This window comes from Streptomyces sp. NPDC006516 (assembly GCF_040611875.1).
Classification (GTDB): Bacteria; Actinomycetota; Actinomycetes; order Streptomycetales; family Streptomycetaceae; genus Streptomyces.
This window is the reverse complement of the sequence record NZ_JBEXPD010000020.1, coordinates 39,622-65,099: the sequence shown is the minus strand read 5'-3', so window position 1 is coordinate 65,099 and position 25,478 is coordinate 39,622. Positions and strand designations below refer to the sequence as shown.

Sequence of the window (25,478 nt, the reverse complement as noted above, 5' to 3'; positions counted from 1 at the left end):
GCGCCCCTTCGTTTTCCGGCGGTCACGTCGTCTCCGGGCGGTCACGCCACCTTTTGTGCGGTCACGCCACGCACACCAGGTAGCGGAAGACGTTCGGCATCCACACCGTGCCGTCCGGCCGCAGATGCGGATGCAGCGCCTCCGCGATCTCCTTCTCCACCTGGGAGCGGTCGGTCGCTCGTATCGCCGCGTCGAACAACCCGGTCGACAGCAGTCCGCGCACCGCGCTGTCCACGTCCGCGTAGCCGAACGGGCAGGACACCCGGCCCGAGCCGTCCGGCTTCAGTCCGGCCCGCGCCGCGACCTCCTCCAGGTCGTCCCGCAGCGCCGGCCGCCACCCGCTCGCCGGACGCGGGGCACGCGACGACCCGGTCAGCCGCGCCGCCACCTCCAGCACGGGAGCCGTGGCACACCGCTCCGGCGGCCCCCAGCCGGCCAGCACCACCGTGGCGCCGCGCACGGCCAGCGGCACGGCGGAGGCGAGCGCGGGCGCGAGCCCTTCGGAGTCACCGGCCGCGCAGCCGACAGGCTGGAAGGCCGTCACGAGGTTGTACGGCGCGCCCTCCGGCTCGGCCGCGGAGACGCCCTCCACGAGCCTGGCCCGCGGGTGCGGACGGTCGAGGCCCGTCTCCGGCCCCTGATCGGGCGAGAGGCGCTCACGTGCCAGGGCCAGCCGTTCACGGTCGCTGTCGACGCCGGTGACGCGCGCCCCGCGCGAGGCCGCGATCAGCAGCGCCAGCCCGGAACCGCAGCCGAGGGAGAGCATCCGTGTTCCGGCCCCGACTTCGAGGCGCTCGTACACCGCCTCGTAGAGCGGTGCCAGCATGCGCTCCTGGATCTCGGCCCAGTCACGGGCGCGGGTGCCGGCGTCCACCGAGGCGGACGAATCCGCGTACCTGTGGTGCCGGACGAGCGTAGGTGTCATGGAATGCGCCCCAATCCGCCGTGAGGTCGGTCGTGCCCGAGTGAGGTCCCCCATGTCTATGTCTGCGTATGCGTGCCCACAGCCCCCGTATGCCAGAGAACTCCGCATCGGCGGTCCCGTCCAGGGGTCGGACGGGGTGGGATGGCATTGCTCGCGTGCTCCGGTCGTGCGCCCCCGGCGCCGCGCGGTGGAGGGCGGGCGCCGACGGCGGCACGCCTGCCGCTCGCTTCCTCACAGTCTTACCCGACACGCGGGGCGCAGCACGTCGAGCGCTCCGCACCCGGCCCGCGACCGGTGTGCGCCGGTTGCTCCGTGCCGGGTAATGTCGCCCGCGCGGACCTTGTCGGCGCCGGTGCGTACGCGTTGCTACGTACCACCTTGGTGCGAGCTGTGCGTGTTCTCCGCTGTTCTGCGCACCCGCCCTCGTCCGGACGCATCAATGGCAACTGACTGGTACGTGCAAATTATTTGGGATGCCCCGGAATAGGAACACCGGAGCACTCAGGCTCGTTGTCACGACGTGAGCACGACACCACCTGTACTTGCCGCAGAGCTGGCACAGGCGTGGGCCGACATTCAGCGGTACCACCCCGAGCTGCCCGATCTTGCCGCGCCAGAGTCCCTGATCGGAGAGTCCTCGTCCGCCTGTGGCGCCGAGCTCTCCTTCGAACGGCTGCTCCATGAGGCAGTCCACGGCATCGCCGCCGCGCGGGGTGTCCGGGACACCTCCCGGGCCGGCCGCTACCACAACCGACGCTTCCTCGCGATCGCCGAGGAGCTGGGCCTCGACCATGCCGAGGAGCCCCACCCCAGCAGCGGATTCTCGTTGGTGACGCTGAATCCCGAGGCCAAACGCAGATACCGCCCGACGACGGAACGGCTGCAGCGTGCGCTGAAGGCGCACACGGTCGCCACCGCCGCGGACACCAAGCGCTCGTTCCGCGGTCCCGCGGCGCGGCACGGCTCGTCCGGGGGAGGGGTGCGGGTCAAGGCCGTCTGTGACTGCGGGCGCAACGTCCGCGTCGTCCCCTCGGTCCTCGCCCAGGCGCCGATCGTCTGCGGCGGGTGCGGAAAGCCGTTCCGTATCCCCGAAGGGGCGGTCGCGGTGGGGTGACCCGATGCGGTGTGGCACAATGGTCAGCTGTACTCGACAGTCGCACAGGACCCCTCTCTCCTCCGGCTGACGCGTCCATCGGGCACCCGAGTACCGCAACCCCACGTGGCATCTTTTGTGCCCAACCACGTCAGAGACCAGGAGACACCACTTCCGTGGCAGTCAAGATCAAGCTGAAGCGTCTGGGCAAGATCCGTTCGCCTCACTACCGCATCGTCGTCGCCGACTCCCGTACCCGCCGTGACGGCCGGGCCATCGAGGAGATCGGCCTGTACCACCCGGTGCAGAACCCCTCCCGCATCGAGGTCAACTCGGAGCGCGCGCAGTACTGGCTGTCCGTCGGCGCCCAGCCGACCGAGCCGGTCCTCGCGATCCTGAAGCTCACCGGTGACTGGCAGGCCCACAAGGGCCTCCCGGCCCCCGCGCCGCTGCTGCAGCCGGAGCCCAAGGCTGACAAGCGCGCCCTGTTCGAGGCCCTGGCCACGGACGGCGACGAGGCCAAGGGTGAGGCCATCACCCAGAAGGCCAAGAAGTCGGACAAGAAGGCGGACGAGGCGGCTGACGCTGCGTCCACCGAGTCGACCGAGGCCTGAGCATGCTCGAGGAGGCTCTTGAGCACCTCGTGAAGGGCATCGTCGACAACCCCGACGATGTGCAGGTCGCCTCGCGTGACCTGCGCCGTGGGCGCGTCCTGGAGGTCCGGGTCCACCCGGACGACCTCGGCAAGGTGATCGGCCGTAACGGCCGCACCGCGCGCGCTTTGCGTACCGTCGTGGGTGCCATCGGCGGACGTGGAATCCGTGTCGACCTCGTCGATGTGGACCAGGTTCGCTGAAAGAGTTGAACACCGGCAGGGGCCGGGGAGGGCTTTCGAGCCGTCCCCGGCCTTTGTCGTCCGTACATGACCGCCTCCTCAGTAAGAGATCATCGGGAGAAGTAGCGTGCAGTTGGTAGTTGCGCGGATCGGTCGCGCCCACGGGATCAAGGGCGAGGTCACCGTCGAGGTGCGCACCGACGAGCCCGAGCTCCGGCTCGGGCCCGGGGCCGTGCTGGTCACGGAGCCCGCCCATGTGGGACCCCTGACGATCGAGACCGGCCGGGTGCACAGCGGCCGGCTGCTGCTGCGGTTCGAGGGCGTGCGCGACCGTACGGCCGCCGAGGCGCTGCGCAACACGCTGCTGATCTCCGAGGTCGACCCGGAGGAACTGCCCGAGGACCCCGACGAGTTCTACGACCACCAGCTCATGGACCTCGACGTCGTCCTCACCGACGGCACGGAGATCGGCCGGATCACCGAGATCTCGCACCTGCCGTCCCAGGACCTCTTCATCGTGGAACGGCCGGACGGCAGCGAGGTGATGATCCCCTTCGTCGAGGAGATCGTCACGGAGATCGACCTGGAGGAGCAGCGCATCGTCATCACACCGCCGCCGGGCCTGATCGACGAGAGCGAGGCCGTGGTCGCCTCGGCCCGTGACGCCGAGGAGGACGATGCCGAGGGCGATGCCGCCCCCGGCGGGCAGAAGGGCGACGCGTGATGCGGCTCGACGTCGTCACGATCTTCCCCGAGTACCTGGAACCGCTGAACGTCTCGCTCGTCGGCAAGGCGCGCGCCCGGGGCAGCCTCGACGTACGGGTCCACGACCTGCGGGAGTGGACCCACGACCGGCACAACACGGTGGACGACACCCCCTACGGGGGCGGGCCCGGCATGGTCATGAAGACCGAGCCGTGGGGCGAGGCGCTGGACGAGGTGCTCGCCGACGGCTACGAGGCCGGAGCGCACTCCCCGGTGCTCGTCGTCCCCACCCCGAGCGGCAGGCCCTTCACCCAGGAGCTGGCCGTGGAGCTCTCCGAGCGGCCGTGGCTGGTCTTCACCCCGGCCCGCTACGAGGGCATCGACCGGCGGGTGATGGACGAGTACGCGACCCGGATGCCGGTCGTGGAGGTGTCCATCGGTGACTACGTCCTGGCCGGCGGGGAAGCGGCGGTCCTGGTGATCACGGAGGCGGTGGCCCGGCTGCTGCCCGGAGTGCTCGGCAACGCCGAGTCGCACCGCGACGACTCCTTCGCCCCCGGGGCGATGGCCGACCTGCTCGAAGGGCCGGTCTACACGAAGCCGCCCCAGTGGCGCGGGCGGGGCATCCCCGACGTGCTGCTCAGCGGCCACCACGGACGGATCGCGCGCTGGCGGAGGGACGAGGCGTTCCGCCGTACGGCGCTCAACAGGCCTGATCTCATCGAGCGTTGCGAGGCATCCGGCTTCGACAAGAAGGACCGCGAGATCCTCTCCATCCTCGGCTGGTCCCCGGAGCCCGGCGGACGATTTTGGCGCAGGCCCGAGGCCGTGGAAGAATAGGCCCGCTGTACGTCCGGCGTGCGCCCCTGCCACAGGGGGAAAGACGCCCGCCCGATGTGATCAGCATCCGAACTTCACTCTCTCCCGTCGATGACCTGTGGCATCGGCGAAGAAAGCAGACAACATGGCTTCCCTGCTCGATGGCGTCAACGCCGCCTCGCTCCGTACCGACCTCCCGGCGTTCCGCCCCGGTGACACGGTCAACGTCCACGTGCGCGTGATCGAGGGCAACCGCTCCCGTATCCAGCAGTTCAAGGGCATCGTCATCCGCCGCCAGGGCTCGGGCGTCAGCGAGACCTTCACGGTCCGCAAGGTCTCCTTCAGCGTCGGCGTCGAGCGCACCTTCCCGGTGCACAGCCCGATCTTCGAGAAGATCGAGCTCGTCACCCGCGGTGACGTCCGTCGCGCCAAGCTGTACTTCCTCCGTGAGCTGCGCGGCAAGGCCGCGAAGATCAAGGAGAAGCGCGACCGCTGATTCCCCTCCGGCGTCCACAGCGTGGCCGGATAGGATTCGGCCCCGATGGACACGGAATCACAGCACATGGAGCGCGATCGTTCCTCCGGCCCCGCAGACGGGCCTGAGGAGGGGTCGCGCTTCACGCATGTCCGGGACTCGCGGGTCGCGTCGATGTCCTGGGGGCGGACCGCTTTTCTGGGCATGCTCTGCACGACGGTCCTGTTGCTCTTCAGCGCCTTCGTGCTGCAGCCCTTCCTCATCCCCAGCGGCTCGATGGAGCCCACGCTGAGGGTCGGGGACCGGGTCCTCGTCAACAAGCTGGCGTACCGTTTCGGCTCGGAGCCGCAACGCGGCGACGTGGTGGTCTTCGACGGCACCGGATCCTTCGTGCGGGAGACGTCCGGAGAGAACGCCCTCGGCGCGCTCGTGCGCGGGGCGGCGGCGTCCCTCGGGCTGGTCGAGCCCGCGGGGTCCGACTTCGTGAAGCGGGTGGTGGGCGTGGGGGGCGACCGGGTGGTCTGCTGCGACAAGCGGGGGAGGCTCGAGGTGAACGGCGCTCCGGTGGACGAGGAGTACCTGCACCCGGGAGACCGGCCGTCCGCCGTCGCCTTCGACATCGTGGTGCCCCAGGGCACCCTGTGGATGATGGGCGACCACCGCAGCAACTCCCGGGACTCCCGGGACCACCTCGGGCAGCCGGGAGGCGGCATGGTCCCGGTCGACCGGGTGATCGGGCGGGTGGACTGGCTCGGCTGGCCGCTCGGCAGGCTCGGCTCGCTGGAGGGGACCGGCGCGTTCGCGGGCGTACGGCCGGCGGGCGCGGACCATGGGTAACCGGGGGCGTAAACGGGGAGCACCGGATGCGGACCCGCCGCTGCCCACCGGGTCCAGGCCCGCCACCGGCCGTTCGCTGCCGACACGGGCGGAGCGCCGCAAGCTGGCCCGCAAGGTCAGACGCCGCAGGCGCAGGTCCGCGATCAAGGAGATACCCCTTCTCGTCCTCGTGGCCCTGATCATCGCCCTGGTGCTCAAGACCTTCCTGGTCCAGGCCTTCGTGATCCCCTCCGGGTCGATGGAACAGACCATCCGGATCGGTGACCGGGTGCTGGTGGACAAGCTGACCCCGTGGTTCGGCTCGAAGCCGCAGCGCGGCGACGTCGTCGTCTTCAAGGACCCCGGCGGCTGGCTCCAGCAGGAGACCGCCGAGCCCGAGGAACCGCCCGCGGGCGTCAAGCAGGTCAAGGAGCTACTGACCTTCATAGGGCTGCTGCCCTCGGCCGACGAGCAGGACCTGATCAAGCGAGTGGTGGCCGTCGGAGGCGACACCGTGAAGTGCTGCGGCACCGACGGGAGGCTCACGGTCAACGGCGTCGCCCTCGACGAGCCGTATCTGAACCCCGGAGACGTGCCGTCCACCCTCAAATTCGAGGTAAAGGTTCCGGAGGGCCGGATCTTCGTGATGGGCGATCACCGCTCGAATTCCGCTGACTCGCGTTTCCATCTCGACAAGCCTGGACAGGGCACGGTCTCGGAGGACGAGGTCGTGGGACGGGCCGTCGTGATCGCCTGGCCCTTCGCCCACTGGCGCAGGCTGGAGGAGCCAGGGACGTACGCCTCGGTCCCGGACGGGCGCGCCGGGACGACGGCCGCGCCGGGCCCGTCGAATAGTGTGTCCTCCCAGGATCGCAACGGAATGGTCCTGCTCCCGACCCCTGCGGAACTCCCGCTCGTTATGGGAGTGGTGGGCCTGCGCCGGATCCGGCGTGGGCGGTGGCACGGAGTGAGGAGTGGATGTGGGGGATTTGGCGGTCGGCGCACGATCCGGACACGACGAACCCGAGGACCGTCCGACGGGCGGCGGGGACCCGGTGGGTGCGGGGAGTGACGGCGAATCCACGGACGGAGGCAGTACGGCGGTGAAGAAGCCGCGCTCGTTCTGGAAGGAACTGCCGCTCCTCATCGGTATCGCGCTCATCCTCGCGCTGCTGATCAAGACGTTCCTGGTGCAGGCGTTCTCGATCCCCTCGGACTCCATGCAGAACACGCTGCAGCGTGGTGACCGGGTGCTGGTGGACAAGCTGACCCCGTGGTTCGGTTCGGAGCCGGAGCGCGGCGAGGTCGTGGTCTTCCACGACCCGGGCGGCTGGCTGGAGGACACCGCGACGCCCGAGCCGAACGCGGTGCAGAAGTTCCTGAGCTTCATCGGGCTGATGCCGTCGGCCGAGGAGAAGGACCTGATCAAGCGGGTCATCGCGGTCGGCGGTGACACCGTCGAGTGCAAGAAGAACGGGCCGGTCACGGTCAACGGCAAGGCGCTGGACGACAAGTCCTTCATCTTCGAGGGCAACAGCGCCTGCGACGACGAGCCGTTCGGGCCGATCCACGTGCCCGAGGGCCGGATCTGGGTGATGGGCGACCACCGCCAGAACTCGCTGGACTCCCGCTACCACCAGGAGCTGCCCGGCCAGGGCACGGTGTCCACGGACGAGGTCGTCGGACGAGCCGTCGTCATCGCGTGGCCCGTCAACCGCTGGGCGACCCTGCCGGTGCCGAGCACCTTCGACCAGCCAGGCCTCAACGCGGCTGCCGCCGCCGCGGTGCCGGGAGCACTGGGTGTAGCCGGCGCACTGCCCCTCGTGTTCTGGCGTCGCCGCAGGCTGACCCATGGGCGTACCGCCGGGTAGGGTGCCGACTCGGATCAGCGATTGTCGATCTCCGATGGGGGAGCGCTGGGATGAGTGGAACAGGACGTAGGGACGACGGCCGCGGCCGGCTCGGCAGTGTGCTGTCGAACCTGGCCGTGGCCGTCGGCTGTGTGCTCTTCCTCGGCGCCTTCGCCTGGGGAGCGGTGGTGTACAAGCCGTACACCGTGCCGACCGGGTCGATGACCCCGACGGTGAACGCGGGGGACCGGGTGCTCGCGGAGCGGGTGGACGGCGACGACGTGCGGCGGGGCGACGTGGTCGTCTTCACCGACTCGACCTGGGGTGATGTGCCCATGGTGAAGCGCGTCGTCGGCGTGGGGGGTGACAAGGTGGCCTGCTGCGGCAAGGACGGCCGGCTCACCGTCAACGGCAAGCCCGTCGACGAACCGTATCTGCGGGCGGAGGGCGCCTCCTCGCTCGGCGGTCCTGACGGGAAGGGCCCCGCCTCACCCCAGAACTTCACGGCCGAGGTGCCCGAGGGACAGCTCTTCCTCCTGGGGGACGAGCGCAACACCTCCATGGACTCCCGCGTCCATCTGGAGGACCCGGGGCAGGGCTCGGTGCCGCGCAGCGCCGTCCAGGCGCGAGTGGACGCGGTGGCATGGCCCCTGAACGGCATGATCGACCGGCCCGAGGCCTTCGCCGCTCTGCCCGGTGGGATCTCGTCGACCGGCCCGCTGCGGCTCCAGCTCACATGCCTCGTGGTGGGCGTGGTGCTCATCCTGGGGGGAGCGGCCTACGGCCCGATCGCGGCGCGGAGGTCCGCCCGCCGGACCGAGCGGCACGGGGTGTCCACCGGTGCTCACTGAGACCCGGAAGGTCGCCCGTGTGGTGCTCCTGGACCCGGACGACAGGATCCTGCTGCTGCACGGTTTCGAGCCGGAGGATCCGGCCGAGAGCTGGTGGTTCACCCCGGGCGGTGGCCTGGAGGGAGACGAGACCAGAGAGCAGGCCGCACTGCGCGAGCTGGCGGAGGAGACGGGGATCACGGACGTCTCACTCGGGCCGCTGCTGTGGACGAGGATTTGCTCCTTCCCCTTCGACGGGCGGCGCTGGGACCAGGACGAGTGGTACTTCCTGGGGCGTACGTCGCAGACCGTCACGGACCAGAAGGGCCTGACCGAGCTGGAGCTGCGCAGCATCGCCGGTCTGAGGTGGTGGACGTCCGCCGAACTTCTCGCCACGCGTGAGACGGTGTATCCGACCAAGCTCGCCGGGCTGCTGCGCACGCTGCTCGACGAGGGTCCCCCGAGTGTTCCGCTGGTTCTCGCCCCCGAAATCGTGTAATCGGCCAGGGGTGCGTGAGGCTGACGCACAATGGGGGGACGCACGGCTGAAGGGGAACATGCCATGAGCGCCGAGGACCTCGAGAAGTACGAGACCGAGATGGAGCTGAAGCTCTACCGGGAGTACCGCGATGTCGTCGGTCTGTTCAAATATGTGATCGAGACCGAACGGCGTTTCTACCTCACCAACGACTACGAGATGCAGGTGCACTCGGTCCAGGGTGAGGTCTTTTTCGAGGTTTCCATGGCGGACGCCTGGGTCTGGGACATGTACAGACCGGCGCGGTTCGTCAAGCAGGTCCGAGTGTTGACGTTCAAGGACGTGAACATCGAGGAGCTCAACAAGACCGACCTGGAGCTTCCGGGCGGCTGATTCGCACGGCTCGGTCGCCCGGCTGAGCGCGCGGGCTCCCGCGTGGGGGTCCGCGTGCCGGTGCGCCGCCCCCATCCCGGTGCTCCGCCCGTGCTCCGCCCGTGCCCGTGCCGGTCCATGTACCGGTATCCCGGTCCACTCGTATCGACATATTTCACTCGTACGAGTGGCCGGGATATTCACATCGCCAAGGTTGTCCACCAAGATCCAAAAGATCCGGCGGGGCGCGTCAGAGTCGGTGCCGGAGGTGGTGCCGACATGAACGCACAGGGGGCACTCGGGCGGTACGGCGAGGATCTGGCGGCGCGGCTGCTGAGCGAAGCCGGAATGACCGTCCTGGAGCGCAACTGGCGCTGTCGCGCAGGAGAGATCGACATCGTCGCCAGGGACGGCGACGCGGTGGTCATCTGCGAGGTGAAGGCCCGGAGGGCGGGCTTCTTCGAACATCCGATGGAGGCCGTCACACCGGCCAAGGCCGACCGGCTGCGCAGGCTCGCCGAGATCTGGCTCTCCCGGCACGGTGGTCCTCCGCCGGGCGGGGTCCGGATCGATCTGGTCGGCGTGATCCTGCCCAGGCGGGGCGCCCCGGTCGCCGAGCACGTGCGGGGCGTGGCCTGATGGGGTTCGCGCGGGCGTGCTCGGTGGCGCTGGTCGGCGTCGAGGGTGTGGTGGTGGAGGTCCAGGCCGATCTGGAACCGGGCGTCGCGGCGTTCGCGCTCGTCGGCCTCCCGGACAAGAGCCTGGTGGAGAGCCGCGACCGGGTGAGGGCGGCGGTCGTCAATTCCGGCGCGGAGTGGCCGCAGAAGAAGCTCACCGTGGGCCTGTCGCCCGCGTCCGTTCCCAAAGGCGGATCGGGCTTCGACCTCGCGGTGGCGTGTGCGGTGCTGGGCGCCGCGGAGCGGATCGACCCCGCGGCCATCGCCGACGTGGTGATGATCGGAGAGCTGGGGCTGGACGGCCGGGTGCGTCCCGTGCGCGGGGTGCTGCCAGCGGTGCTCGCGGCGGCGGAGGCGGGGTACCGCCACGTCGTGGTTCCGGAGCAGACGGCAGGGGAGGCGGCCCTGGTCCCGGGAGTCTCGGTGCTCGGCGTGCGCAGTCTGCGCCAGCTGATCGCCGTCCTCGGCGACGAACCGGTGCCCGACGAGCCCGTTGCCGACCGGAGCCGTCCCGACACGATGCTGAGCGGCCTGATGGTGCCGGGAGCGGGCATCGGCACGGGCCTGGCCCCGCATGCGGCCGACGGCACGGGACGTCCCCCCGACCTGTCGGACGTCGCCGGCCAGGGCCGGGCGCGCAAGGCGCTGGAGGTGGCCGCGGCGGGCGGACACCATCTGCTGCTCTCCGGGCCGCCCGGCGCCGGGAAGACCATGCTGGCCGAGCGGCTCACGGCGATCCTGCCGCCGCTCACCCGGCAGGAATCCCTCGAAGTGACGGCGGTGCACTCGGTCGCGGGCATCCTCCCCCCGGGCGAACCACTGATCGGCACGGCACCGTACTGCGCACCGCACCACTCGGCGACGATGCAGTCGCTCGTGGGCGGGGGGAACGGCCTGCCGCGGCCGGGCGCGGTGAGCCTGGCGCACCGGGGCGTGCTCTTCCTGGACGAGGCCCCCGAGTTCTCCGTGCGGGCCCTCGACGCGCTGCGTCAGCCCCTGGAGTCCGGGCACGTGGTGGTCGCGCGCGCGGCCGGGGTCGTGCGGCTGCCCGCGCGGTTCCTCATGGTCCTGGCCGCGAATCCCTGCCCCTGCGGCAGGCACACCCTGGCGGGCGCCGGCTGTGAATGCCCGCCCTCCCTGGTGCGCCGCTACCAGTCGCGACTGTCGGGCCCCCTGCTCGACCGGGTCGATCTACGGGTCGAGGTCGAGCCGGTCGGCCGGGCGGATCTGATGGGGAACGGCGGGCGCGGGGAGCCCTCGGCCGCCGTCGCCGCCCGGGTGGCGGAGGCCAGGGAGCGGGCCGCCGCGCGTCTCACGGGCACTCCCTGGGCGACCAACAGCGAAGTGCCGGGACATGAGCTGCGGACGAGGCTGGTCGCGGCGCCCGGTGCGCTCATGGCCGCCGAGCGGGACATGGAGCGGGGCATCCTCACAGCCCGTGGGCTCGACCGCGTCCTGCGGGTGGCCTGGACCGTGGCCGATCTGAGGGCCGCCGAGCGGCCGGACGCCTCGGACATCGCGGTGGCCCTGGAGCTGCGCACCGGCATCCAGCGCGGGGTGCCGATGCGGGCCGGTGCCTCATGAACGGCGCGCCCGCCGTCGACGAGCGCGAGCGGCTGGCGCGAGCCGCCCTGACCCGGGTCTTCGAGCCCGGCGACGAGCGGGGCGGGCGCTGGCTCCGCGAGGTCGGCGCCGTCGAGCTGGTGCGGAGGCTCAGCGGCACGGACGACGGACCGGCGCAGGCGCTCGCCGGGATGACGGAGACCCGGCTCGCCGGTTACCGCTTACGGGCATCGGACGTCGATCCCCGCAAGGACCTCGCCGACACGGCGGCGATCGGGGGACGGTTCGTCTGCCCCGGTGACCTGGAGTGGCCGAGCCAGCTCGACGACCTGGGAGACGCGCGACCCATCGGACTCTGGGTACGCGGCAGATGCGATCTGCGCCTGTGGGCGCTGCGCTCCGTGGCGCTCGTCGGCGCCCGGGCCTGCACGCCCTACGGGGCGCACATGGCGGCGACCCTCGGCGCCGGACTGGCCGAGCTGGGCTGGGTGGTCGTCTCCGGTGCGGCGTTCGGCGTGGACGGCGCCGCCCACCGGGGGGCGCTCGCGGCCGGTGGGGCGACCATGGCCGTGCTGGCCTGCGGAGTGGACGTGGCCTATCCCCGGGGCCACGCCGAGCTGATCGGGCGTATCGCGGAACAGGGCCTGGTCATGGGGGAACTGCCGCCCTCCGGTCATCCCACCCGTAGCAGATTCATCCTCCGCAACAGGGTCATCGCCGCACTGACCAGGGGGACCGTCGTCGTGGAGGCCGAGTACCGCAGCGGTTCGCTGGTCACCGCCAGGAACGCACAGCAGCTGGGCCGCTTCACGATGGGTGTGCCCGGCCCCGCGACCAGCGGTCTGTCGTCCGGGGTGCATGAACTCCTGCGCGGCGAGGGCGTCCTGGTGACCGACGCCGCCGAGATCGTCGAACTCGTGGGGGAGATCGGTGACCTCGCCCCGGTCAGGCGTGGGCCCGTCCTGCCCAGGGACCACCTCGACGCCGTCTCCGCCCGGGTGCTGGACGCCCTGCCGGGCAAGGGCGTCATGGACGGCCGCGACATCGCCCGGAGCGCCGGGACGTCCACGGACGAAGCACTCGGGCACCTGTACGAACTTCACTCACTGGGGTTCGTCGAACGCCAAGGCGACGGATGGAGGTTGACGTCCGCACGGACATGCAATGGCGACGCGCGGCGAGGCGTTACTTGACCCGGAGCATTCGGGTGAAAAGGTGATGCCGATGACCTCGGCAGTACCTCTACAGGCCCCTGGGGCCGGTGCGCGCGGTGACGGTCCCGCCGTCGGGCCGTCTCCGGCGGCGGGGGAAATGGAACGCAATCGCACCGCACGGTTCCCTTGTCCTGCGCGCACCGCAACACCTCAGTCACGCTACGCTCACAAGGAATCCGCCCCAGAGACACGTCCCCAGCACGTCACGGCAGAACGGCTCAAGGCACCACATGCCCCAGCACACCTCCGGGTCTGACCGCGCGGCAGTACCACCGGCTGCGCGTGGCACTGTGCGCCCTCCCGCCCCCTCCTCGCTCGACGAGTTGTGGCGTTCGTACAAGTCCACCGGTGACGAGCGGCTGCGGGAGCAGCTGATCCTGCACTACTCGCCCCTGGTGAAGTACGTCGCCGGGCGGGTCAGCGTGGGGCTGCCGTCCAACGTGGAACAGGCGGACTTCGTGTCCTCCGGAGTGTTCGGGCTGATCGACGCGATCGAGAAGTTCGACATCGAGCGCGCCATCAAGTTCGAGACGTACGCGATCACCAGGATCCGCGGCGCGATGATCGACGAACTCCGGGCCCTGGACTGGATTCCCAGGTCCGTGCGGCAGAAGGCGCGCAACGTCGAGCGCGCCTACGCCACGCTCGAGGCCCAGTTGCGGCGTACACCGTCGGAGTCCGAGGTCGCCGCGGAGATGGGTATCGCCCTGGAGGAACTGCACGCGGTTTTCAGCCAGTTGTCGCTCGCCAACGTGGTGGCACTGGAGGAGTTGCTGCACGTGGGCGGCGAGGGCGGTGACCGGCTGAGCCTGATGGACACTCTGGAGGACACGGCGGCGGACGACCCGGTCGAGGTCGCCGAGGACCGCGAGCTCAGACGGTTGCTCGCCCGCGCCATCAACACGCTCCCCGAGCGGGAGAAGACCGTGGTCACCCTGTACTACTACGAAGGCCTCACCCTGGCCGAGATCGGCAACGTCCTCGGAGTCACGGAGAGCAGGGTCAGCCAGATCCACACCAAGTCGGTGCTCCAGCTCCGCGCGAAGCTGGCCGACGCCGGCCGCTGAGCCGGAGCCGCTTCGGCCACCTCGTGGCGGACGCGCACCCCCCTTCGGGCGGGCCCCGCCGTAGAGTGGACGGGTGCCCAGGATTCGAGCGGCCTCCGTGGCCGAGCACCGGACCATGCAGCGCGGCGCCCTCCTGGACGCCGCGCGCTCCCTGCTGTCCGAGGGCGGCACGGAAGCGCTGACCTTCCCCGCCCTTGCCGAGCGCACCGGCCTCGCCAGGTCCTCCGTCTACGAGTACTTCCGCTCCCGGGCCGCCGTGGTCGAGGAACTCTGCGCCGTCGACTTCCCCGTCTGGGCGGCCGAGGTGGAGAACGCCATGGAGCGCGCCGCCACACCCGAGGCGAAGATCGAGGCCTATGTGCGCCGGCAGCTCGACCTGGTCGGCGACCGCCGGCACCGGGCCGTCGTGGCGATCTCCGCGAGCGAGCTGGACGCGGGCGCGCGCGAGAAGATCCGCGCCGCGCACGGCGGCCTGATCGCCATGATCGTCGAGGCGCTGGCCGACCTGGGCCACACCGAGCCGAGACTCGCCGCCATGCTGCTGCAGGGTTCCGTGGACGCCGCGGTGCGCAGGATCGAGCTGGGCGCGGCGGAGGATCCCGGCACCGTGGCCGACACGGCCGTGGCCATGATCCTGCGCGGCGTACGCGGCTGAGCGGTCGAGCTCCCCGTCTCCGGTGACGGGCCCCCCGTGTCCGGCAACGGCACGCCCAGCACCGGCAGCAGCCTGGAGGGGCCCCGCCGCAGCTGTGAGGGCGGAAGCATCGACAGCGGGTCCAGGTAGACGCCGCCCCGGCGCAGCCCCCAGTGCAGACAGCCGGAGGCGCAGTGGGACGGCTCAGGGCCGGCCACTCCCACCAGCTGCCCCGCGGCCACCGTCTCGCCCCTGGTGACACGCGTCCGCACCGGCTCGTACGTGAAGCGCAGCGGGGGCTCACCGCTCCCGGCCACGTCGACCGAGAGCACCCCGCGCCCCGCCACCTGGCCCGCGAAGGCGACCCGGCCCGCGGCAGCCGCCCGTACCGGGGTGCCCGGTGGGGCGGCGAGATCCACGCCGCGGTGGCCCGGCCCGTAGGGCCCCGCGGGCGGCTCCCATCCCCGCACGACCAGCGGCCGGCCCGCGAGCGGCCAGACACGGTCACCGCCGGGCCCCCGCGCCCCCGCCCTGGCCCCGGGCCCCGAGGCCGCGTCCCGATCGGTGGACGCCCGTGTCCCGGCCTCGGTTCTGGGCCCCGAAGCCGCGTCCCGGTCGGTGGACTCCCGGGAGGCGGACCAGGCGGTGGGCTGCGAGGCCCCTGCCCAGGGGGCGGGCCGCACCGCGGGCGACGACGCCGGCAACGACGCCGGCAGCAACGTCAGCAGCGCGGTCGGCAGCGCGGCGGCCACGGCGCGCGCGAGTGGCGCCGAGGGCAGGGCGATGCGGAAGGACGGTGGCCGGGACAGCCGTGTTCCAGGTGTACGGGGCATGGCGTCACGATCTCCCGGCCGTCCGTTCCGTGGGGATCATGGCCCGGATCTGTGGACAGCCGGCCGCTTGTGGACATCGCCGTCACCCGGCACCCGGCGGGTCCCGTACACTTCTTCTGGCGATCCGGGTCACCGGGTCGACTTCGCACGCCCCTCCACCTCCCTCTCTGCGGACGGTGGCCGCGCCTCTCGGTCCCTCGTGGCACGGCGCGTCGGGGCGTCAGGCGCGGCAGCAATCCTGCTGTCGCGACAACCGAGCACCTCAAGGAGTACGGCCATGGCCGTCGTCACGATGCGGGAGCTGCTGGAAAGCGGCGTCCACTTCGGTCACCAGACCCGTCGCTGGAACCCGAAGATGAAGCGCTTCATCTTCACCGAGCGCAACGGCATCTACATCATCGACCTGCTCCAGTCGCTGTCGTACATCGACCGCGCCTACGAGTTCGTCAAGGAGACCGTCGCCCACGGCGGCTCCATCATGTTCGTGGGTACGAAGAAGCAGGCCCAGGAGGCCATCGCCGAGCAGGCGACGCGCGTCGGCATGCCGTACGTCAACCAGCGTTGGCTCGGTGGCATGCTCACCAACTTCTCCACCGTCTACAAGCGCCTTCAGCGTCTGAAGGAGCTCGAGCTCATCGACTTCGAGGACGTGGCCGCCTCCGGCCTCACCAAGAAGGAGCTCCTGGTCCTCTCCCGCGAGAAGGCCAAGCTGGAGAAGACCCTCGGTGGTATCCGCGAGATGCAGAAGGTGCCGAGCGCCGTCTGGATCGTCGACACCAAGAAGGAGCACATCGCCGTCGGTGAGGCGCGCAAGCTCCACATCCCGGTCGTCGCGATCCTCGACACCAACTGTGACCCCGACGAGGTCGACTACAAGATCCCGGGCAACGACGACGCGATCCGCTCCGTCACCCTGCTCACCCGCGTGATCGCCGACGCCGTCGCCGAGGGCCTCATCGCCCGTTCCGGTGCCGCCACCGGTGACTCGAAGCCGGGCGAGAAGGCCGCCGGCGAGCCCCTCGCCGAGTGGGAGCGCGACCTGCTCGCGGGCGAGAAGAAGGACGACGCGGAGGTCCAGTCCTCCGCCGAGACCGAGAAGGCCGCCGACGCCGAGCCGGCCGCCGCCGCTCAGGAGCAGGCCGAGGCCGAGGCCCCCGCCGCCGCTGAGGCGCCCGCCGCCGAGGCCCCGGCCGCCGACGGCGAGCAGGCCTGACACCCGTCAGTCACGGCTGAATGACGGCGGGGGCCGGTGCGCAGGCACCGCCCCCGCCGTTCACCCGTAGATCTTTCAGACTTCGAGAGAGAAACAGACTCATGGCGAACTACACCGCCGCTGACGTCAAGAAGCTCCGCGAGCTCACCGGCGCCGGCATGATGGACTGCAAGAAGGCGCTCGACGAGGCCGACGGCAACGTCGACGGCGCGGTCGAGGCCCTCCGTATCAAGGGCCAGAAGGGCGTCGCCAAGCGCGAGGGCCGTTCGGCCGAGAACGGCGCCGTCGTCTCCCTCCTCTCCGAGGACAAGACGTCCGGCGTGCTGGTCGAGCTGAAGTGCGAGACGGACTTCGTCGCCAAGGGTGACAAGTTCCAGGCCGTCGCCAACGCGCTGGCCGCGCACGTCGCCGCGACCTCCCCGGCCGACATCGAGGCGCTGCTCGCCTCGGAGATCGAGCCCGGCAAGACCGTCCAGGCGTACGTGGACGAGGCCAACGCCAACCTCGGCGAGAAGATCGTCCTGGACCGCTTCGCGCAGTTCACGGGTGCCTTCGTCTCCGTGTACATGCACCGCACGATGCCCGACCTGCCGCCGCAGATCGGTGTCATGGTCGAGCTGGACAAGGCCGACGCCGAGCTGGCCAAGGGCCTCGCGCAGCACATCGCCGCCTTCGCCCCGAAGTACCTGTCCCGCGAGGACGTCCCCGCCGAGGTCGTCGAGGCCGAGCGCCGCGTCGCCGAGGAGACCACGCGTGCCGAGGGCAAGCCCGAGGCCGCGCTCCCGAAGATCGTCGAGGGTCGCGTCAACGGCTTCTTCAAGGAGGCCACCCTCCTCGGCCAGCCGTACGCGCTGGACAACAAGAAGTCGGTCCAGAAGGTCCTGGACGAGGCCGGTGTCAGCCTGAAGCGCTTCACGCGCATCAAGGTCGGCATCTGAGTCCGTCCGCGAACAACGGTGGACCCCGATAGGGTCTGGTGCAGTCGTCGGCCGCACCCAGCCGGACGACCGCAGATCTGACGAGGAGGCCATTGCCGCTCAGGGACGACAGCCCCACCGGCAATGGCCTTCTTCGTATGTGCACGAGGAGAATCTCCATGAACAAGGGCGCGGACGCCACACACGGTGACCACAAGCGCGACGACGGCAAGATTTCCGGACGCTTCATGCTGAAGCTGTCCGGCGAGGCCTTCGCCGGTGGGGGAGGCCTCGGTGTCGACCCCGACGTCGTGCACGCCATCGCCCGCGAGATCGCCGCGGTCGTGCGCGACGGCGCGGAGATCGCGATCGTCATCGGCGGCGGCAACTTCTTCCGTGGCGCCGAGCTCCAGCAGCGCGGCATGGACCGGGCGCGGTCCGACTACATGGGCATGCTCGGCACGGTCATGAACTGCCTGGCGCTGCAGGACTTCCTGGAGAAGGAAGGAATCGACTCACGCGTCCAGACCGCCATCACCATGGGCCAGGTCGCTGAGCCGTACATCCCGCTCCGTGCCGTGCGGCACCTGGAGAAGGGACGCGTCGTGATCTTCGGCGCCGGCATGGGCATGCCGTACTTCTCCACCGACACGACCGCCGCCCAGCGAGCCCTGGAGATCGACGCCCAGGCGCTGCTGATGGGGAAGAACGGGGTGGACGGGGTCTACGACTCCGACCCCAAGACCAACCCGGACGCGGTGAAGTTCGACGCCCTGGAGTACGGCGAGGTGATCGCCCGCGACCTCAAGGTCGCCGACGCCACCGCCATCACGCTGTGCCGCGACAACCAGCTCCCGATCCTCGTCTTCGAGCTGACCGCGGAGGGCAATATCGCCCGCGCGGTCAAGGGTGAGAAGATCGGCACGCTGGTGAGCGACGAGAGCACCCGGGCCTGACGGCCCAGAAGATGGACAACGGCCTGCCGGTCGGACACCGTGCAGGTGAGGACGCGACGCAGGATCCGCAGGACCCGGCGATGCCGGGTCCGCTCAAGACACGCAGGAGCACGTGGTGATCGAAGAAATCCTCCTCGAGGCCGAGGAGAAGATGGAGAAGGCCGTCGTGGTCGCGAAAGAAGACTTCGCCGCCATCCGTACCGGCCGTGCGCACCCGGCGATGTTCAACAAGATCGTCGCGGACTACTACGGCGCGCTGACCCCGATCAACCAGCTGGCCTCGTTCTCGGTCCCCGAGCCGCGGATGGCTGTGGTGACCCCGTTCGACAAGACCGCGCTGCGCAACATCGAGCAGGCGATCCGTGACTCCGACCTCGGCGTCAACCCGAGCAACGACGGCAACATCATCCGTGTGACGTTCCCCGAGCTCACGCAGGACCGCCGCAAGGAGTACATCAAGGTCGCGAAGACCAAGGCCGAGGACTCCAAGATCTCGATCCGCTCCATCCGCCGCAAGGCCAAGGAGTCGCTCGACAAGCTCGTCAAGGACAAGGAGTCCGGCGAGGACGAGGTCCGCCGCGCGGAGAAGGAGCTCGACGACACCACCGCGAAGTACGTCGCGCAGGTGGACGAGCTGCTCAAGCACAAGGAAGCCGAGCTGCTCGAAGTCTGATGAACGACTCCTCCTGGGGCGCCCCGCAGGGAGCCGGTTACTGGGGCGCGCCCGAGATGGGGGCCGCTCCGGCGGGTCCTGCATACGATGTGCACGGCGCCCAGCAGACTCGGCCCATGCCCATCGTGCCGGACGTTCCCGACGCAGGTAGAGACGCTGACGACCGCGACGACCGGAACGGGGACGCCGCGCGCGTCAGCGGCCCCCTGTTCCGTGACGAGAAGCCGCAGGAGCCCATGTCCACCCCGCTGCCGCCCCCCACGCCGCCCAAGAAGCGTGCGGGGCGCGACCTGCGTGCGGCCATAGGGGTGGGGCTGGGTCTCGGTGCGCTCGTCGCCGGCTCCCTCTTCGTCGTGAAGGCCGTCTTCGTCGGTGTGGTCGCGCTGGCCGTGGTCGTCGGGCTGTGGGAGCTCACGTCCCGCCTCAAGGAGCGCAAGGGCATCAACGCCCCCTTGGTGCCGCTCGCCGTGGGCGGCGCCGCGATGGTGGTCGCCGGATACGTACGGGAGGCCGAGGGCGCCTGGGTCGCCATGGCCCTCACCGCCCTCGCCGTGCTGGTGTGGCGGATGACGGAGCCTCCCGAGGGCTACCTCAAGGACGTCACGGCGGGTGTCTTCGCCGTCTTCTACGTCCCGTTCCTGGCCACTTTCGTCAGCATGATGCTCACCGCGGACGACGGTCCGTGGCGGGTCCTGACCTTCCTGCTGCTGACCGTGGTCAGCGACACCGGCGCGTACGCCGTCGGGTGGCGCTTCGGTACGCACAAGCTTGCGCCGCGCATCAGCCCCGGAAAGACCCGTGAGGGCCTGTTCGGCGCGGTCGGCTTCGCGATGGTGGCCGGTGCCCTGTGCATGGAGTTCCTGATCGACGGCGGAAGCTGGTGGCAGGGGCTGCTGATGGGCCTCGCGGTCGCCGCCAGTGCGACCCTGGGTGACCTCGGCGAGTCCATGATCAAGCGGGACCTGGGGATCAAGGACATGGGCACGCTGCTGCCCGGTCACGGCGGCATCATGGACCGGCTGGACTCGCTGCTGCCGAGCGCGCCGGTGGTGTGGCTGCTGCTGGTGCTGTTCGTCGGGGCCGGCTGAGACCACGCCGGAAGTGTTCCGTGTGGGGCCGTCGCCAGGAGCGACGGCCCCAGCGGCGTTCACGGGCCGAGTGCGGGCGCGGATACTACGTGCATGGCATTCGCGGTCTTCATGACTCTGCCGGGACTGGTGGTCGTCCTGACGCTCCTGGCCTTCGTCGATCAGTTCCTGATGCGCGCGGGCCGTGCGGGCGTCCTGCCGTGGCGTAACAGTGCCCGGCAGGGCCAGATCTCGGCCACCGGCTTCGAGCAGCTCCACGCGAGCTTCTCGCCCGGGAAGCAGAGCGAACTCAAGGAGCGGCAGTCGGCCCTGCTGATGCGGGACGACGAGGCGGACGGCGCGCCCCCGAACCGCACCACGGTGGACCTGGCGCGCGGTACGGCGGTCGTCCGGCTTCCGTAGCGCGCCGCGACCCGCCCGGCCGCCGGTGCCGGGACTCAGGCCGGTGGGCCGATCCGGGCCGCGGTGATGTCCGCGAGCCGTGGTCCTCGTCCCCGGCCGCCACCGCGGCTCCGCCCCGGCGATCGCGTCGCAGACCCGCGGCCAGTCGGTGAGATCGGCAGGGCCGATGTGCCGTGGCACGGCCGGCACACCCGCCGAATGGGTCAGGACCTGAGTCCGCCGGGAAACTCATCGGCCCCCGCGAACCCCGACCCGTGGGCGTACCGGGCAGACGGGGGAGGGCCATCGAACCCCATGGTCACAGCACCCCGAGGTCCCGGTCCGGCCGGCAGTACGGGCAGGCCGGGATGCCGTCCTCCGTCAGGGCGCGCAGGGCCTGCTCGCGCGTCATCGGCCGTGTGCTGCCCCCGCCCATACCGCAGTCGCCCGTGTGCACCGCGTCGGACCGGCTCCCGGCCCCCACGCGCAGTACGGACAGCTTCCAGGACGGCGGAGGCGGTGGCGCGGTGCGCGCGGCCCGGGCCGCCGCGGCCTCACGCCTTTCCAGGTCGGCGATGGTCCGATCGGTTCGGCCGAGTTGATACGCCTGCCACTCGCGTACGATCCGCAGGCGATCCAGACGGGAAAGGTTTTCGGACACGTATTCGATTCTAAGGCGCAGTGGGTCTGCGAGAGGTCTGTGGGTCCGCGCGCGCACCTCCTGCCCGCCGTGCGATCGGTCACGGCCCGAGCGCCGCCCCGGGGCGTATCGGGGCCGTCGAAGGGGCGCCGACGTCGCGTGACGGCCGCCGACGGCGACCGGTACGCCGATCCCCGCCCCCTTCCGAGCAGGCGAAGGTTTCTGCGACCTCGGCGTGTCTGTAACACTGGATGAACCATGCCTAAGCCCGGAGAACTCACTTTCGTCGCGCCCCGCGGAGCCAAGAAGCCCCCGCGGCACCTCGCCGACCTCACGCCCGACGAGCGCAAGGAGGCAGTCGCCGCGACCGGCGAGAAGCCCTTCCGCGCCAAGCAGTTGTCGCAGCACTACTTCACGCGGTACGCCCATGACCCGGCCGAGTGGACCAACATCCCCGCCGCGTCCCGGGACAAGCTCGCCGAGGCGATGTTCCCCGACCTGATGTCGGTCGTGCGCCACATCAGCTGCGACGACGACACCACCCGTAAGACGCTCTGGAAGCTGCACGACGGCACGCTCGTCGAGTCCGTGCTCATGCGCTATCCGGACCGGGTGACCATGTGCATCTCGTCCCAGGCGGGCTGCGGCATGAACTGCCCGTTCTGCGCGACGGGGCAGGCGGGTCTCGACCGCAACCTGTCGACCGCCGAGATCGTGCACCAGATCGTGGACGGCATGCGGGCGCTGCGTGACGGGGAGGTCCCGGGCGGGCCCGCCCGGCTGTCCAACATCGTCTTCATGGGCATGGGCGAGCCGCTGGCCAACTACAAGCGCGTCGTCGGGGCGATCCGCCGGCTGACGGATCCGGAGCCCGACGGGCTGGGACTCTCGCAGCGCGGGATCACCGTCTCCACCGTGGGCCTCGTGCCGGCCATGCTCCGCTTCGCCGACGAGGGCTTCAAGTGCCGCCTCGCGGTCTCGCTGCACGCCCCGGACGACGAGCTGCGCGACACCCTCGTCCCCGTCAACACCCGCTGGAAGGTCCGGGAGGTCCTGCACGCGGCGTGGGAGTACGCGGAGAAGTCGGGCCGCCGCATCTCCATCGAGTACGCGCTGATCCGGGACATCAACGACCAGGCGTGGCGGGGCGACCTGCTGGGCCGGCTGCTCAAGGGCAAGCGGGTGCACGTCAACCTGATCCCGCTGAACCCGACTCCGGGGTCCAAGTGGACCGCCTCGCGCCCCGAGGACGAGAAGGCGTTCGTCGAGGCCATCGCGCGCCACGGTGTGCCCGTCACCGTCCGGGACACCCGCGGCCAGGAGATCGACGGCGCCTGCGGCCAGCTGGCGGCCTCGGAGCGCTGAGGACGGACCGGACGGGCCGCCCGATGGCCGCTCGGCGCGCGGTCCCTCCGGCCGGGCACCGGTCGGGCGGCCGGTACGGCAAGATCCGGCCGGTGTAGCCTGGTCCGGAAATCAACTTCATATTCCGACAGGGGAGCGCCACAGCGCTGAGAGTGCGGCACCGGAACAGGTAGGCCGCAGACCCTCTGAACCTCGCCCGGGTCATTCCGGGTAGGAAGTTCGGACCTTACTCAAGCTGTTGCGCCCTGCCCGCTCGCCGAGCGGGCGGGGCCGCGTCTCTTCCTGGTCACTTCCAGGAGGAATCACATGAACACCACCACGAGGTACGCCGCGACGGCGCTCGCCGCCGCGCTCGGCGTCTCCGTGCTCGCGGGCTGCGGCGGCGACGACGAGTCCGGCGCCACCGGGTCGTCGAAGGGCTCCAAGACCGTCACCCTGGTCAGCCACGACTCGTTCAACGCCTCGGACGCCGTCCTGAAGGCGTTCACGAAGGAGACCGGCTACACGGTCAAGGTGCTCAAGAGCGGTGACGCCGGAGCCGCGCTCAACCAGGAGATCCTGACCAAGGGATCCCCCCGGGGCGACGTGTTCTTCGGCGCCGACAACACGCTGCTCTCCCGCGCCCTGGACAACGGCCTGTTCACGCCGTACGAGGCGAAGGGCCTCGAACGTGTCGCGTCCGCCACCCAGCTGGACGCGAAGGAGCACCGGGTGACGCCCGTGGACACCGGCGACATCTGCGTGAACTACGACAAGAAGTACTTCGCCGACAAGAAGCTCGACCCGCCGAACTCCTTCGACGACCTCCTGAAGCCTGCGTACAAGAACCTCCTCGTCACCGAGAACGCCGCGACCTCCTCACCGGGCCTCGGCTTCCTGCTCGGCACGGTGGGCACCTACGGCGAGACCGGCTACCAGGACTACTGGAAGAAGCTGAAGAGCAACGGCGTCAAGGTCGTCGACGGCTGGGAGCAGGCGTACAACGAGGAGTTCTCCGGTTCGGCCGGCGGCAAGAAGGCCAAGGCCGACCGGCCCCTCGTCGTGTCGTACGCCTCCAGCCCGCCGGTCGAGGTGCTGTACGCCGAGCCGCAGCCCACCGAGGCCCCGACCGGTGTCGCCACCGGCACCTGCTTCCGCCAGATCGAGTTCGCCGGACTGCTGGACGGCGCGAAGAACGAGGCCGGCGGCAAGGCGCTGCTGGACTTCCTGATCAGCAAGCGGTTCCAGGAGGACATGCCCCTCAACATGTTCGTGAACCCGGTGGTGAAGGACGCGAAGCTGCCGGAGCTCTTCACGAAGTTCGGTGCGACCGTCGAGCAGCCCGCGACCGTGGCACCGGAGAAGATCGCCAAGAACCGTGAGCAGTGGGTCCAGTCGTGGTCCTCGCTCGTCGTGAAGTAGTCGCGCGGCCCTCCAGGAGGGGGAACGCGGTGCGGCTCGGGCTGATGGCCCTGCCCGTCGCGTTCTTCGCGCTGTTCTTCGCCTACCCGGTCGTCGCGATCGTCGGCCGGGGGCTGAGGGCGGACGGCGTCTGGCAGTTCGGCCGGATCGGTACGGTGCTGAGCCGGCCGGACATCCTGGACGTCCTCTGGTTCACCACCTGGCAGGCGCTCGCCTCGACCGCGCTCACCCTGCTGATCGCGCTGCCGGGCGCCTACGTCTTCGCCCGGCTCGACTTCCCCGGCAAACAGCTGCTGCGCGCCGTGGTGACCGTGCCGTTCGTGCTGCCGACCGTCGTCGTCGGTACGGCGTTCCTGGCCCTGCTGGGGCGCGGCGGATTCCTCGACGAGCTCTGGGGCGTCCGGCTCGACACGACGGTGTGGGCGATCCTGCTCGCCCACGTGTTCTTCAACTACGCCGTCGTCGTCCGCACCGTCGGCGGCCTGTGGTCGCAGCTCGACCCCCGCCAGGAGGAGGCGGCCCGGGTGCTCGGCGCCGGACGGTTCGCCGCCTGGCGGCGGGTGACGCTGCCCGCGCTGGCCCCCGCCGTGGCCGGTGCCGCGGTGATGGTCTTCCTGTTCACCTTCACCTCCTTCGGAGTCGTCCAGATCCTCGGCGGCCCGGCGTACTCCACGCTGGAGGTGGAGATCTACCGCCAGACCGCGCAGCTGCTCGATCTGCCGACCGCCGCCGTGCTGACGCTGGTGCAGTTCGCGGCGGTCGCCGGCATCCTCGCCGTGCACGCCTGGACCGTGCGGCGCCGGGAGACGGCGCTGAGGCTCGTCGACCCCGCCCAGACCTCCAGGCCGCCCCGGGGCGCCGGGCAGCGGGCGCTGCTCGGCGGCGTACTGCTGACCGTGCTGCTCCTCGTCGTGCTGCCCCTCGGTGTACTCGTCGAACGCTCCCTCGACACCTCCGGGGGCTACGGCTTCGGCTTCTACCGCGCGCTGGGATCGGCCGACGCCGGCGGCTCCACCTTCCTCGTGCCACCGATCGACGCCATCGGGAACTCCCTGCGCTACGCCCTGGTCGCGACGCTCATCGCCCTCCTGATCGGCGGCCTCGCCGCGGCGGCCCTCACGAGACGCGCGGGCCGGCTCGTGCGGGGCTTCGACGCCCTTCTGATGCTCCCGCTCGGCGTCTCGGCGGTCACCGTCGGCTTCGGCTTCCTGATCACGCTCGACGAGCCGCCGCTCGACCTGCGTACGTCATGGATCCTCGTCCCGCTCGCACAGGCCCTGGTGGGCGTGCCCTTCGTCGTACGGACCATGCTGCCCGTCCTGCGCGCGGTCGACGAACGGCTGCGGGAGGCCGCCTCGGTGCTCGGCGCCTCGCCGCTCCGGGCCTGGCGCGAGGTGGACCTGCCGCTGATGCGCCGCGCGCTCCTGGTGGCGGCCGGCTTCGCCTTCGCCGTGTCGCTCGGGGAGTTCGGCGCGACCGTCTTCATCGCCCGCCCCGACAACCCGACGCTCCCGGTCGCCGTCGCCAGGCTGCTCGGCCGCTCCGGGGAGCTCAACTACGGCCAGGCGATGGCCCTCAGCACGATTCTGATGCTCGTCTGCGCGGTGTCGCTGCTCCTGCTCGAACGTATCCGCACCGACCGATCCGGGGAGTTCTAG

The 25,478-nt window shown here is 70.6% G+C and carries 28 protein-coding genes, 1 pseudogene and 1 riboswitch; of the genes and pseudogenes, 26 read left to right on the top strand and 3 right to left on the bottom strand.

Features of this window, described 5'->3' with window-relative positions; all coding sequences use genetic code 11:
- Window positions 1–61: 61 nt before the first annotated feature.
- On the bottom strand, window positions 62–925 hold the full coding sequence (locus tag ABZY45_RS33215; RefSeq protein WP_356745981.1) for a methyltransferase domain-containing protein: 864 nt from the start codon (window positions 923–925) through the stop codon (window positions 62–64).
- A gap of 520 nt (window positions 926–1,445) precedes the next feature.
- Here ABZY45_RS33215 and ABZY45_RS33210 point away from each other — a divergent pair.
- The 17 genes from ABZY45_RS33210 (at window position 1,446) to ABZY45_RS33130 (ending at window position 14,374) form a co-directional block, all read left to right on the top strand.
- The gene (locus ABZY45_RS33210; protein WP_356745980.1) at window positions 1,446–2,039 is read left to right on the top strand and encodes a hypothetical protein; all 594 of its coding nucleotides are present in this window, start codon (window positions 1,446–1,448) and stop codon (window positions 2,037–2,039) included.
- A gap of 155 nt (window positions 2,040–2,194) precedes the next feature.
- Entirely contained in the window at window positions 2,195–2,632 is a 438-nt protein-coding gene (gene rpsP, locus ABZY45_RS33205) for a 30S ribosomal protein S16 (RefSeq protein ID WP_145810827.1), read from the top strand.
- Between the two features lie 2 nt (window positions 2,633–2,634).
- A complete protein-coding gene (locus ABZY45_RS33200) occupies window positions 2,635–2,874 on the top strand; it encodes an RNA-binding protein (RefSeq protein ID WP_014153811.1) in 240 nt (79 codons plus the stop codon).
- 106 nt (window positions 2,875–2,980) lie between these two features.
- A complete protein-coding gene (gene rimM, locus ABZY45_RS33195; protein ID WP_356745979.1) occupies window positions 2,981–3,577 on the top strand; it encodes a ribosome maturation factor RimM in 597 nt (198 codons plus the stop codon).
- On the top strand, window positions 3,577–4,398 hold the full coding sequence (gene trmD / locus ABZY45_RS33190) for a tRNA (guanosine(37)-N1)-methyltransferase TrmD (protein ID WP_356745978.1): 822 nt from the start codon (window positions 3,577–3,579) through the stop codon (window positions 4,396–4,398). The genes rimM and trmD overlap by 1 nt, the downstream gene beginning before the upstream one ends.
- Before the next feature lie 124 nt (window positions 4,399–4,522).
- Entirely contained in the window at window positions 4,523–4,873 is a 351-nt protein-coding gene (gene rplS / locus ABZY45_RS33185) for a 50S ribosomal protein L19 (protein WP_014048592.1), read from the top strand.
- A 45-nt stretch (window positions 4,874–4,918) separates the two neighbouring features.
- Window positions 4,919–5,689: a signal peptidase I gene (gene lepB, locus ABZY45_RS33180; protein WP_356745977.1), complete on the top strand. Its 771-nt coding sequence runs from the start codon at window positions 4,919–4,921 to the stop codon at window positions 5,687–5,689.
- Window positions 5,682–6,740 carry a signal peptidase I gene (lepB, locus tag ABZY45_RS33175; protein WP_356745976.1) on the top strand — a complete coding sequence of 353 codons (1,059 nt, stop codon included), beginning with the start codon at window positions 5,682–5,684 and terminating at the stop codon, window positions 6,738–6,740. The genes lepB (ABZY45_RS33180) and lepB (ABZY45_RS33175) overlap by 8 nt, the downstream gene beginning before the upstream one ends.
- Window positions 6,658–7,539 carry a signal peptidase I gene (gene lepB / locus ABZY45_RS33170; protein ID WP_356746023.1) on the top strand — a complete coding sequence of 294 codons (882 nt, stop codon included), beginning with the start codon at window positions 6,658–6,660 and terminating at the stop codon, window positions 7,537–7,539. Before lepB (ABZY45_RS33175) ends, lepB (ABZY45_RS33170) begins: the two co-directional genes overlap by 83 nt.
- Before the next feature lie 50 nt (window positions 7,540–7,589).
- The gene (lepB, locus tag ABZY45_RS33165; protein ID WP_356745975.1) at window positions 7,590–8,369 is read left to right on the top strand and encodes a signal peptidase I; all 780 of its coding nucleotides are present in this window, start codon (window positions 7,590–7,592) and stop codon (window positions 8,367–8,369) included.
- Window positions 8,359–8,847: an NUDIX hydrolase gene (locus ABZY45_RS33160; protein WP_356745974.1), complete on the top strand. Its 489-nt coding sequence runs from the start codon at window positions 8,359–8,361 to the stop codon at window positions 8,845–8,847. The genes lepB (ABZY45_RS33165) and ABZY45_RS33160 overlap by 11 nt, the downstream gene beginning before the upstream one ends.
- 63 nt (window positions 8,848–8,910) lie before the next feature.
- Window positions 8,911–9,219, top strand: coding sequence for a DUF2469 domain-containing protein (locus tag ABZY45_RS33155; protein WP_008745401.1), 309 nt, complete (start codon window positions 8,911–8,913; stop codon window positions 9,217–9,219).
- A 258-nt stretch (window positions 9,220–9,477) separates the two neighbouring features.
- Window positions 9,478–9,837, top strand: coding sequence for a YraN family protein (locus ABZY45_RS33150; protein WP_356745973.1), 360 nt, complete (start codon window positions 9,478–9,480; stop codon window positions 9,835–9,837).
- Window positions 9,837–11,459 (top strand): ATP-binding protein, encoded by a 1,623-nt coding sequence (locus tag ABZY45_RS33145; protein WP_356745972.1) that lies wholly within the window; start codon window positions 9,837–9,839, stop codon window positions 11,457–11,459. Before ABZY45_RS33150 ends, ABZY45_RS33145 begins: the two co-directional genes overlap by 1 nt.
- Complete coding sequence (gene dprA, locus ABZY45_RS33140) at window positions 11,456–12,631, top strand: DNA-processing protein DprA (protein WP_356745971.1); 1,176 nt, start codon at window positions 11,456–11,458, stop codon at window positions 12,629–12,631. Before ABZY45_RS33145 ends, dprA begins: the two co-directional genes overlap by 4 nt.
- A gap of 251 nt (window positions 12,632–12,882) precedes the next feature.
- Complete coding sequence (gene whiG / locus ABZY45_RS33135; RefSeq protein ID WP_356745970.1) at window positions 12,883–13,719, top strand: RNA polymerase sigma factor WhiG; 837 nt, start codon at window positions 12,883–12,885, stop codon at window positions 13,717–13,719.
- A gap of 97 nt (window positions 13,720–13,816) precedes the next feature.
- Window positions 13,817–14,374 (top strand): helix-turn-helix domain-containing protein, encoded by a 558-nt coding sequence (locus tag ABZY45_RS33130; protein WP_356746022.1) that lies wholly within the window; start codon window positions 13,817–13,819, stop codon window positions 14,372–14,374.
- A 41-nt stretch (window positions 14,375–14,415) separates the two neighbouring features.
- On the opposite strand, the pseudogene ABZY45_RS33125 reads toward ABZY45_RS33130, so the two are convergent.
- Window positions 14,416–15,105, bottom strand: a pseudogene (locus ABZY45_RS33125) (M23 family metallopeptidase); the annotation flags it as partial.
- Window positions 15,106–15,463: 358 nt separating this feature from the next.
- On the opposite strand from ABZY45_RS33125, the gene rpsB reads away from it, so the two are divergent.
- The 6 genes from rpsB (at window position 15,464) to ABZY45_RS33095 (ending at window position 20,435) form a co-directional block, all read left to right on the top strand.
- On the top strand, window positions 15,464–16,399 hold the full coding sequence (gene rpsB, locus ABZY45_RS33120) for a 30S ribosomal protein S2 (protein WP_356745969.1): 936 nt from the start codon (window positions 15,464–15,466) through the stop codon (window positions 16,397–16,399).
- 101 nt (window positions 16,400–16,500) lie between these two features.
- Window positions 16,501–17,337, top strand: coding sequence for a translation elongation factor Ts (gene tsf / locus ABZY45_RS33115; protein WP_356745968.1), 837 nt, complete (start codon window positions 16,501–16,503; stop codon window positions 17,335–17,337).
- A gap of 158 nt (window positions 17,338–17,495) precedes the next feature.
- The gene (pyrH, locus tag ABZY45_RS33110; protein ID WP_356745967.1) at window positions 17,496–18,272 is read left to right on the top strand and encodes a UMP kinase; all 777 of its coding nucleotides are present in this window, start codon (window positions 17,496–17,498) and stop codon (window positions 18,270–18,272) included.
- A 115-nt stretch (window positions 18,273–18,387) separates the two neighbouring features.
- Window positions 18,388–18,945, top strand: coding sequence for a ribosome recycling factor (frr, locus tag ABZY45_RS33105; RefSeq protein WP_031100531.1), 558 nt, complete (start codon window positions 18,388–18,390; stop codon window positions 18,943–18,945).
- Window positions 18,945–20,033 (top strand): phosphatidate cytidylyltransferase, encoded by a 1,089-nt coding sequence (locus ABZY45_RS33100; RefSeq protein WP_356745966.1) that lies wholly within the window; start codon window positions 18,945–18,947, stop codon window positions 20,031–20,033. Before frr ends, ABZY45_RS33100 begins: the two co-directional genes overlap by 1 nt.
- A gap of 93 nt (window positions 20,034–20,126) precedes the next feature.
- On the top strand, window positions 20,127–20,435 hold the full coding sequence (locus tag ABZY45_RS33095) for a DUF6191 domain-containing protein (RefSeq protein ID WP_356745965.1): 309 nt from the start codon (window positions 20,127–20,129) through the stop codon (window positions 20,433–20,435).
- A gap of 298 nt (window positions 20,436–20,733) precedes the next feature.
- On the opposite strand, the gene ABZY45_RS33090 is transcribed toward ABZY45_RS33095, so the two are convergent.
- Entirely contained in the window at window positions 20,734–21,075 is a 342-nt protein-coding gene (locus ABZY45_RS33090; RefSeq protein WP_356745964.1) for a DUF6233 domain-containing protein, read from the bottom strand.
- A 237-nt stretch (window positions 21,076–21,312) separates the two neighbouring features.
- Here ABZY45_RS33090 and rlmN point away from each other — a divergent pair, with 237 nt between their 5' ends.
- The 3 genes from rlmN to ABZY45_RS33075 all read left to right on the top strand — a co-directional run bounded on the left by rlmN (window position 21,313) and on the right by ABZY45_RS33075 (window position 25,478).
- Window positions 21,313–22,419, top strand: a complete 1,107-nt coding sequence (gene rlmN, locus ABZY45_RS33085; protein ID WP_356745963.1) for a 23S rRNA (adenine(2503)-C(2))-methyltransferase RlmN — start codon at window positions 21,313–21,315, stop codon at window positions 22,417–22,419.
- Window positions 22,420–22,538: 119 nt separating this feature from the next.
- Window positions 22,539–22,654: riboswitch (TPP riboswitch) on the top strand.
- Between the two features lie 71 nt (window positions 22,655–22,725).
- The gene (locus ABZY45_RS33080) at window positions 22,726–23,820 is read left to right on the top strand and encodes a thiamine ABC transporter substrate-binding protein (protein WP_356745962.1); all 1,095 of its coding nucleotides are present in this window, start codon (window positions 22,726–22,728) and stop codon (window positions 23,818–23,820) included.
- Between the two features lie 44 nt (window positions 23,821–23,864).
- On the top strand, window positions 23,865–25,478 hold the full coding sequence (locus ABZY45_RS33075; RefSeq protein WP_356746021.1) for an iron ABC transporter permease: 1,614 nt from the start codon (window positions 23,865–23,867) through the stop codon (window positions 25,476–25,478).

Coding starts and splice junctions, on each gene's coding strand:
- ABZY45_RS33215 (WP_356745981.1), bottom strand. CDS start 925: ATGACACCTACGCTCGTCCGGCACCACAGGTACGCGGATTCGTCCGCC.
- ABZY45_RS33200 (WP_014153811.1), top strand. CDS start 2,635: ATGCTCGAGGAGGCTCTTGAGCACCTCGTGAAGGGCATCGTCGACAAC.
- trmD (WP_356745978.1), top strand. CDS start 3,577: ATGCGGCTCGACGTCGTCACGATCTTCCCCGAGTACCTGGAACCGCTG.
- rplS (WP_014048592.1), top strand. CDS start 4,523: ATGGCTTCCCTGCTCGATGGCGTCAACGCCGCCTCGCTCCGTACCGAC.
- lepB (WP_356745977.1), top strand. CDS start 4,919: ATGGACACGGAATCACAGCACATGGAGCGCGATCGTTCCTCCGGCCCC.
- lepB (WP_356745976.1), top strand. CDS start 5,682: ATGGGTAACCGGGGGCGTAAACGGGGAGCACCGGATGCGGACCCGCCG.
- lepB (WP_356745975.1), top strand. CDS start 7,590: ATGAGTGGAACAGGACGTAGGGACGACGGCCGCGGCCGGCTCGGCAGT.
- ABZY45_RS33155 (WP_008745401.1), top strand. CDS start 8,911: ATGAGCGCCGAGGACCTCGAGAAGTACGAGACCGAGATGGAGCTGAAG.
- ABZY45_RS33150 (WP_356745973.1), top strand. CDS start 9,478: ATGAACGCACAGGGGGCACTCGGGCGGTACGGCGAGGATCTGGCGGCG.
- ABZY45_RS33145 (WP_356745972.1), top strand. CDS start 9,837: ATGGGGTTCGCGCGGGCGTGCTCGGTGGCGCTGGTCGGCGTCGAGGGT.
- dprA (WP_356745971.1), top strand. CDS start 11,456: ATGAACGGCGCGCCCGCCGTCGACGAGCGCGAGCGGCTGGCGCGAGCC.
- whiG (WP_356745970.1), top strand. CDS start 12,883: ATGCCCCAGCACACCTCCGGGTCTGACCGCGCGGCAGTACCACCGGCT.
- rpsB (WP_356745969.1), top strand. CDS start 15,464: ATGGCCGTCGTCACGATGCGGGAGCTGCTGGAAAGCGGCGTCCACTTC.
- tsf (WP_356745968.1), top strand. CDS start 16,501: ATGGCGAACTACACCGCCGCTGACGTCAAGAAGCTCCGCGAGCTCACC.
- pyrH (WP_356745967.1), top strand. CDS start 17,496: ATGAACAAGGGCGCGGACGCCACACACGGTGACCACAAGCGCGACGAC.
- ABZY45_RS33100 (WP_356745966.1), top strand. CDS start 18,945: ATGAACGACTCCTCCTGGGGCGCCCCGCAGGGAGCCGGTTACTGGGGC.
- ABZY45_RS33095 (WP_356745965.1), top strand. CDS start 20,127: ATGGCATTCGCGGTCTTCATGACTCTGCCGGGACTGGTGGTCGTCCTG.
- rlmN (WP_356745963.1), top strand. CDS start 21,313: ATGCCTAAGCCCGGAGAACTCACTTTCGTCGCGCCCCGCGGAGCCAAG.
- ABZY45_RS33080 (WP_356745962.1), top strand. CDS start 22,726: ATGAACACCACCACGAGGTACGCCGCGACGGCGCTCGCCGCCGCGCTC.
- ABZY45_RS33075 (WP_356746021.1), top strand. CDS start 23,865: ATGGCCCTGCCCGTCGCGTTCTTCGCGCTGTTCTTCGCCTACCCGGTC.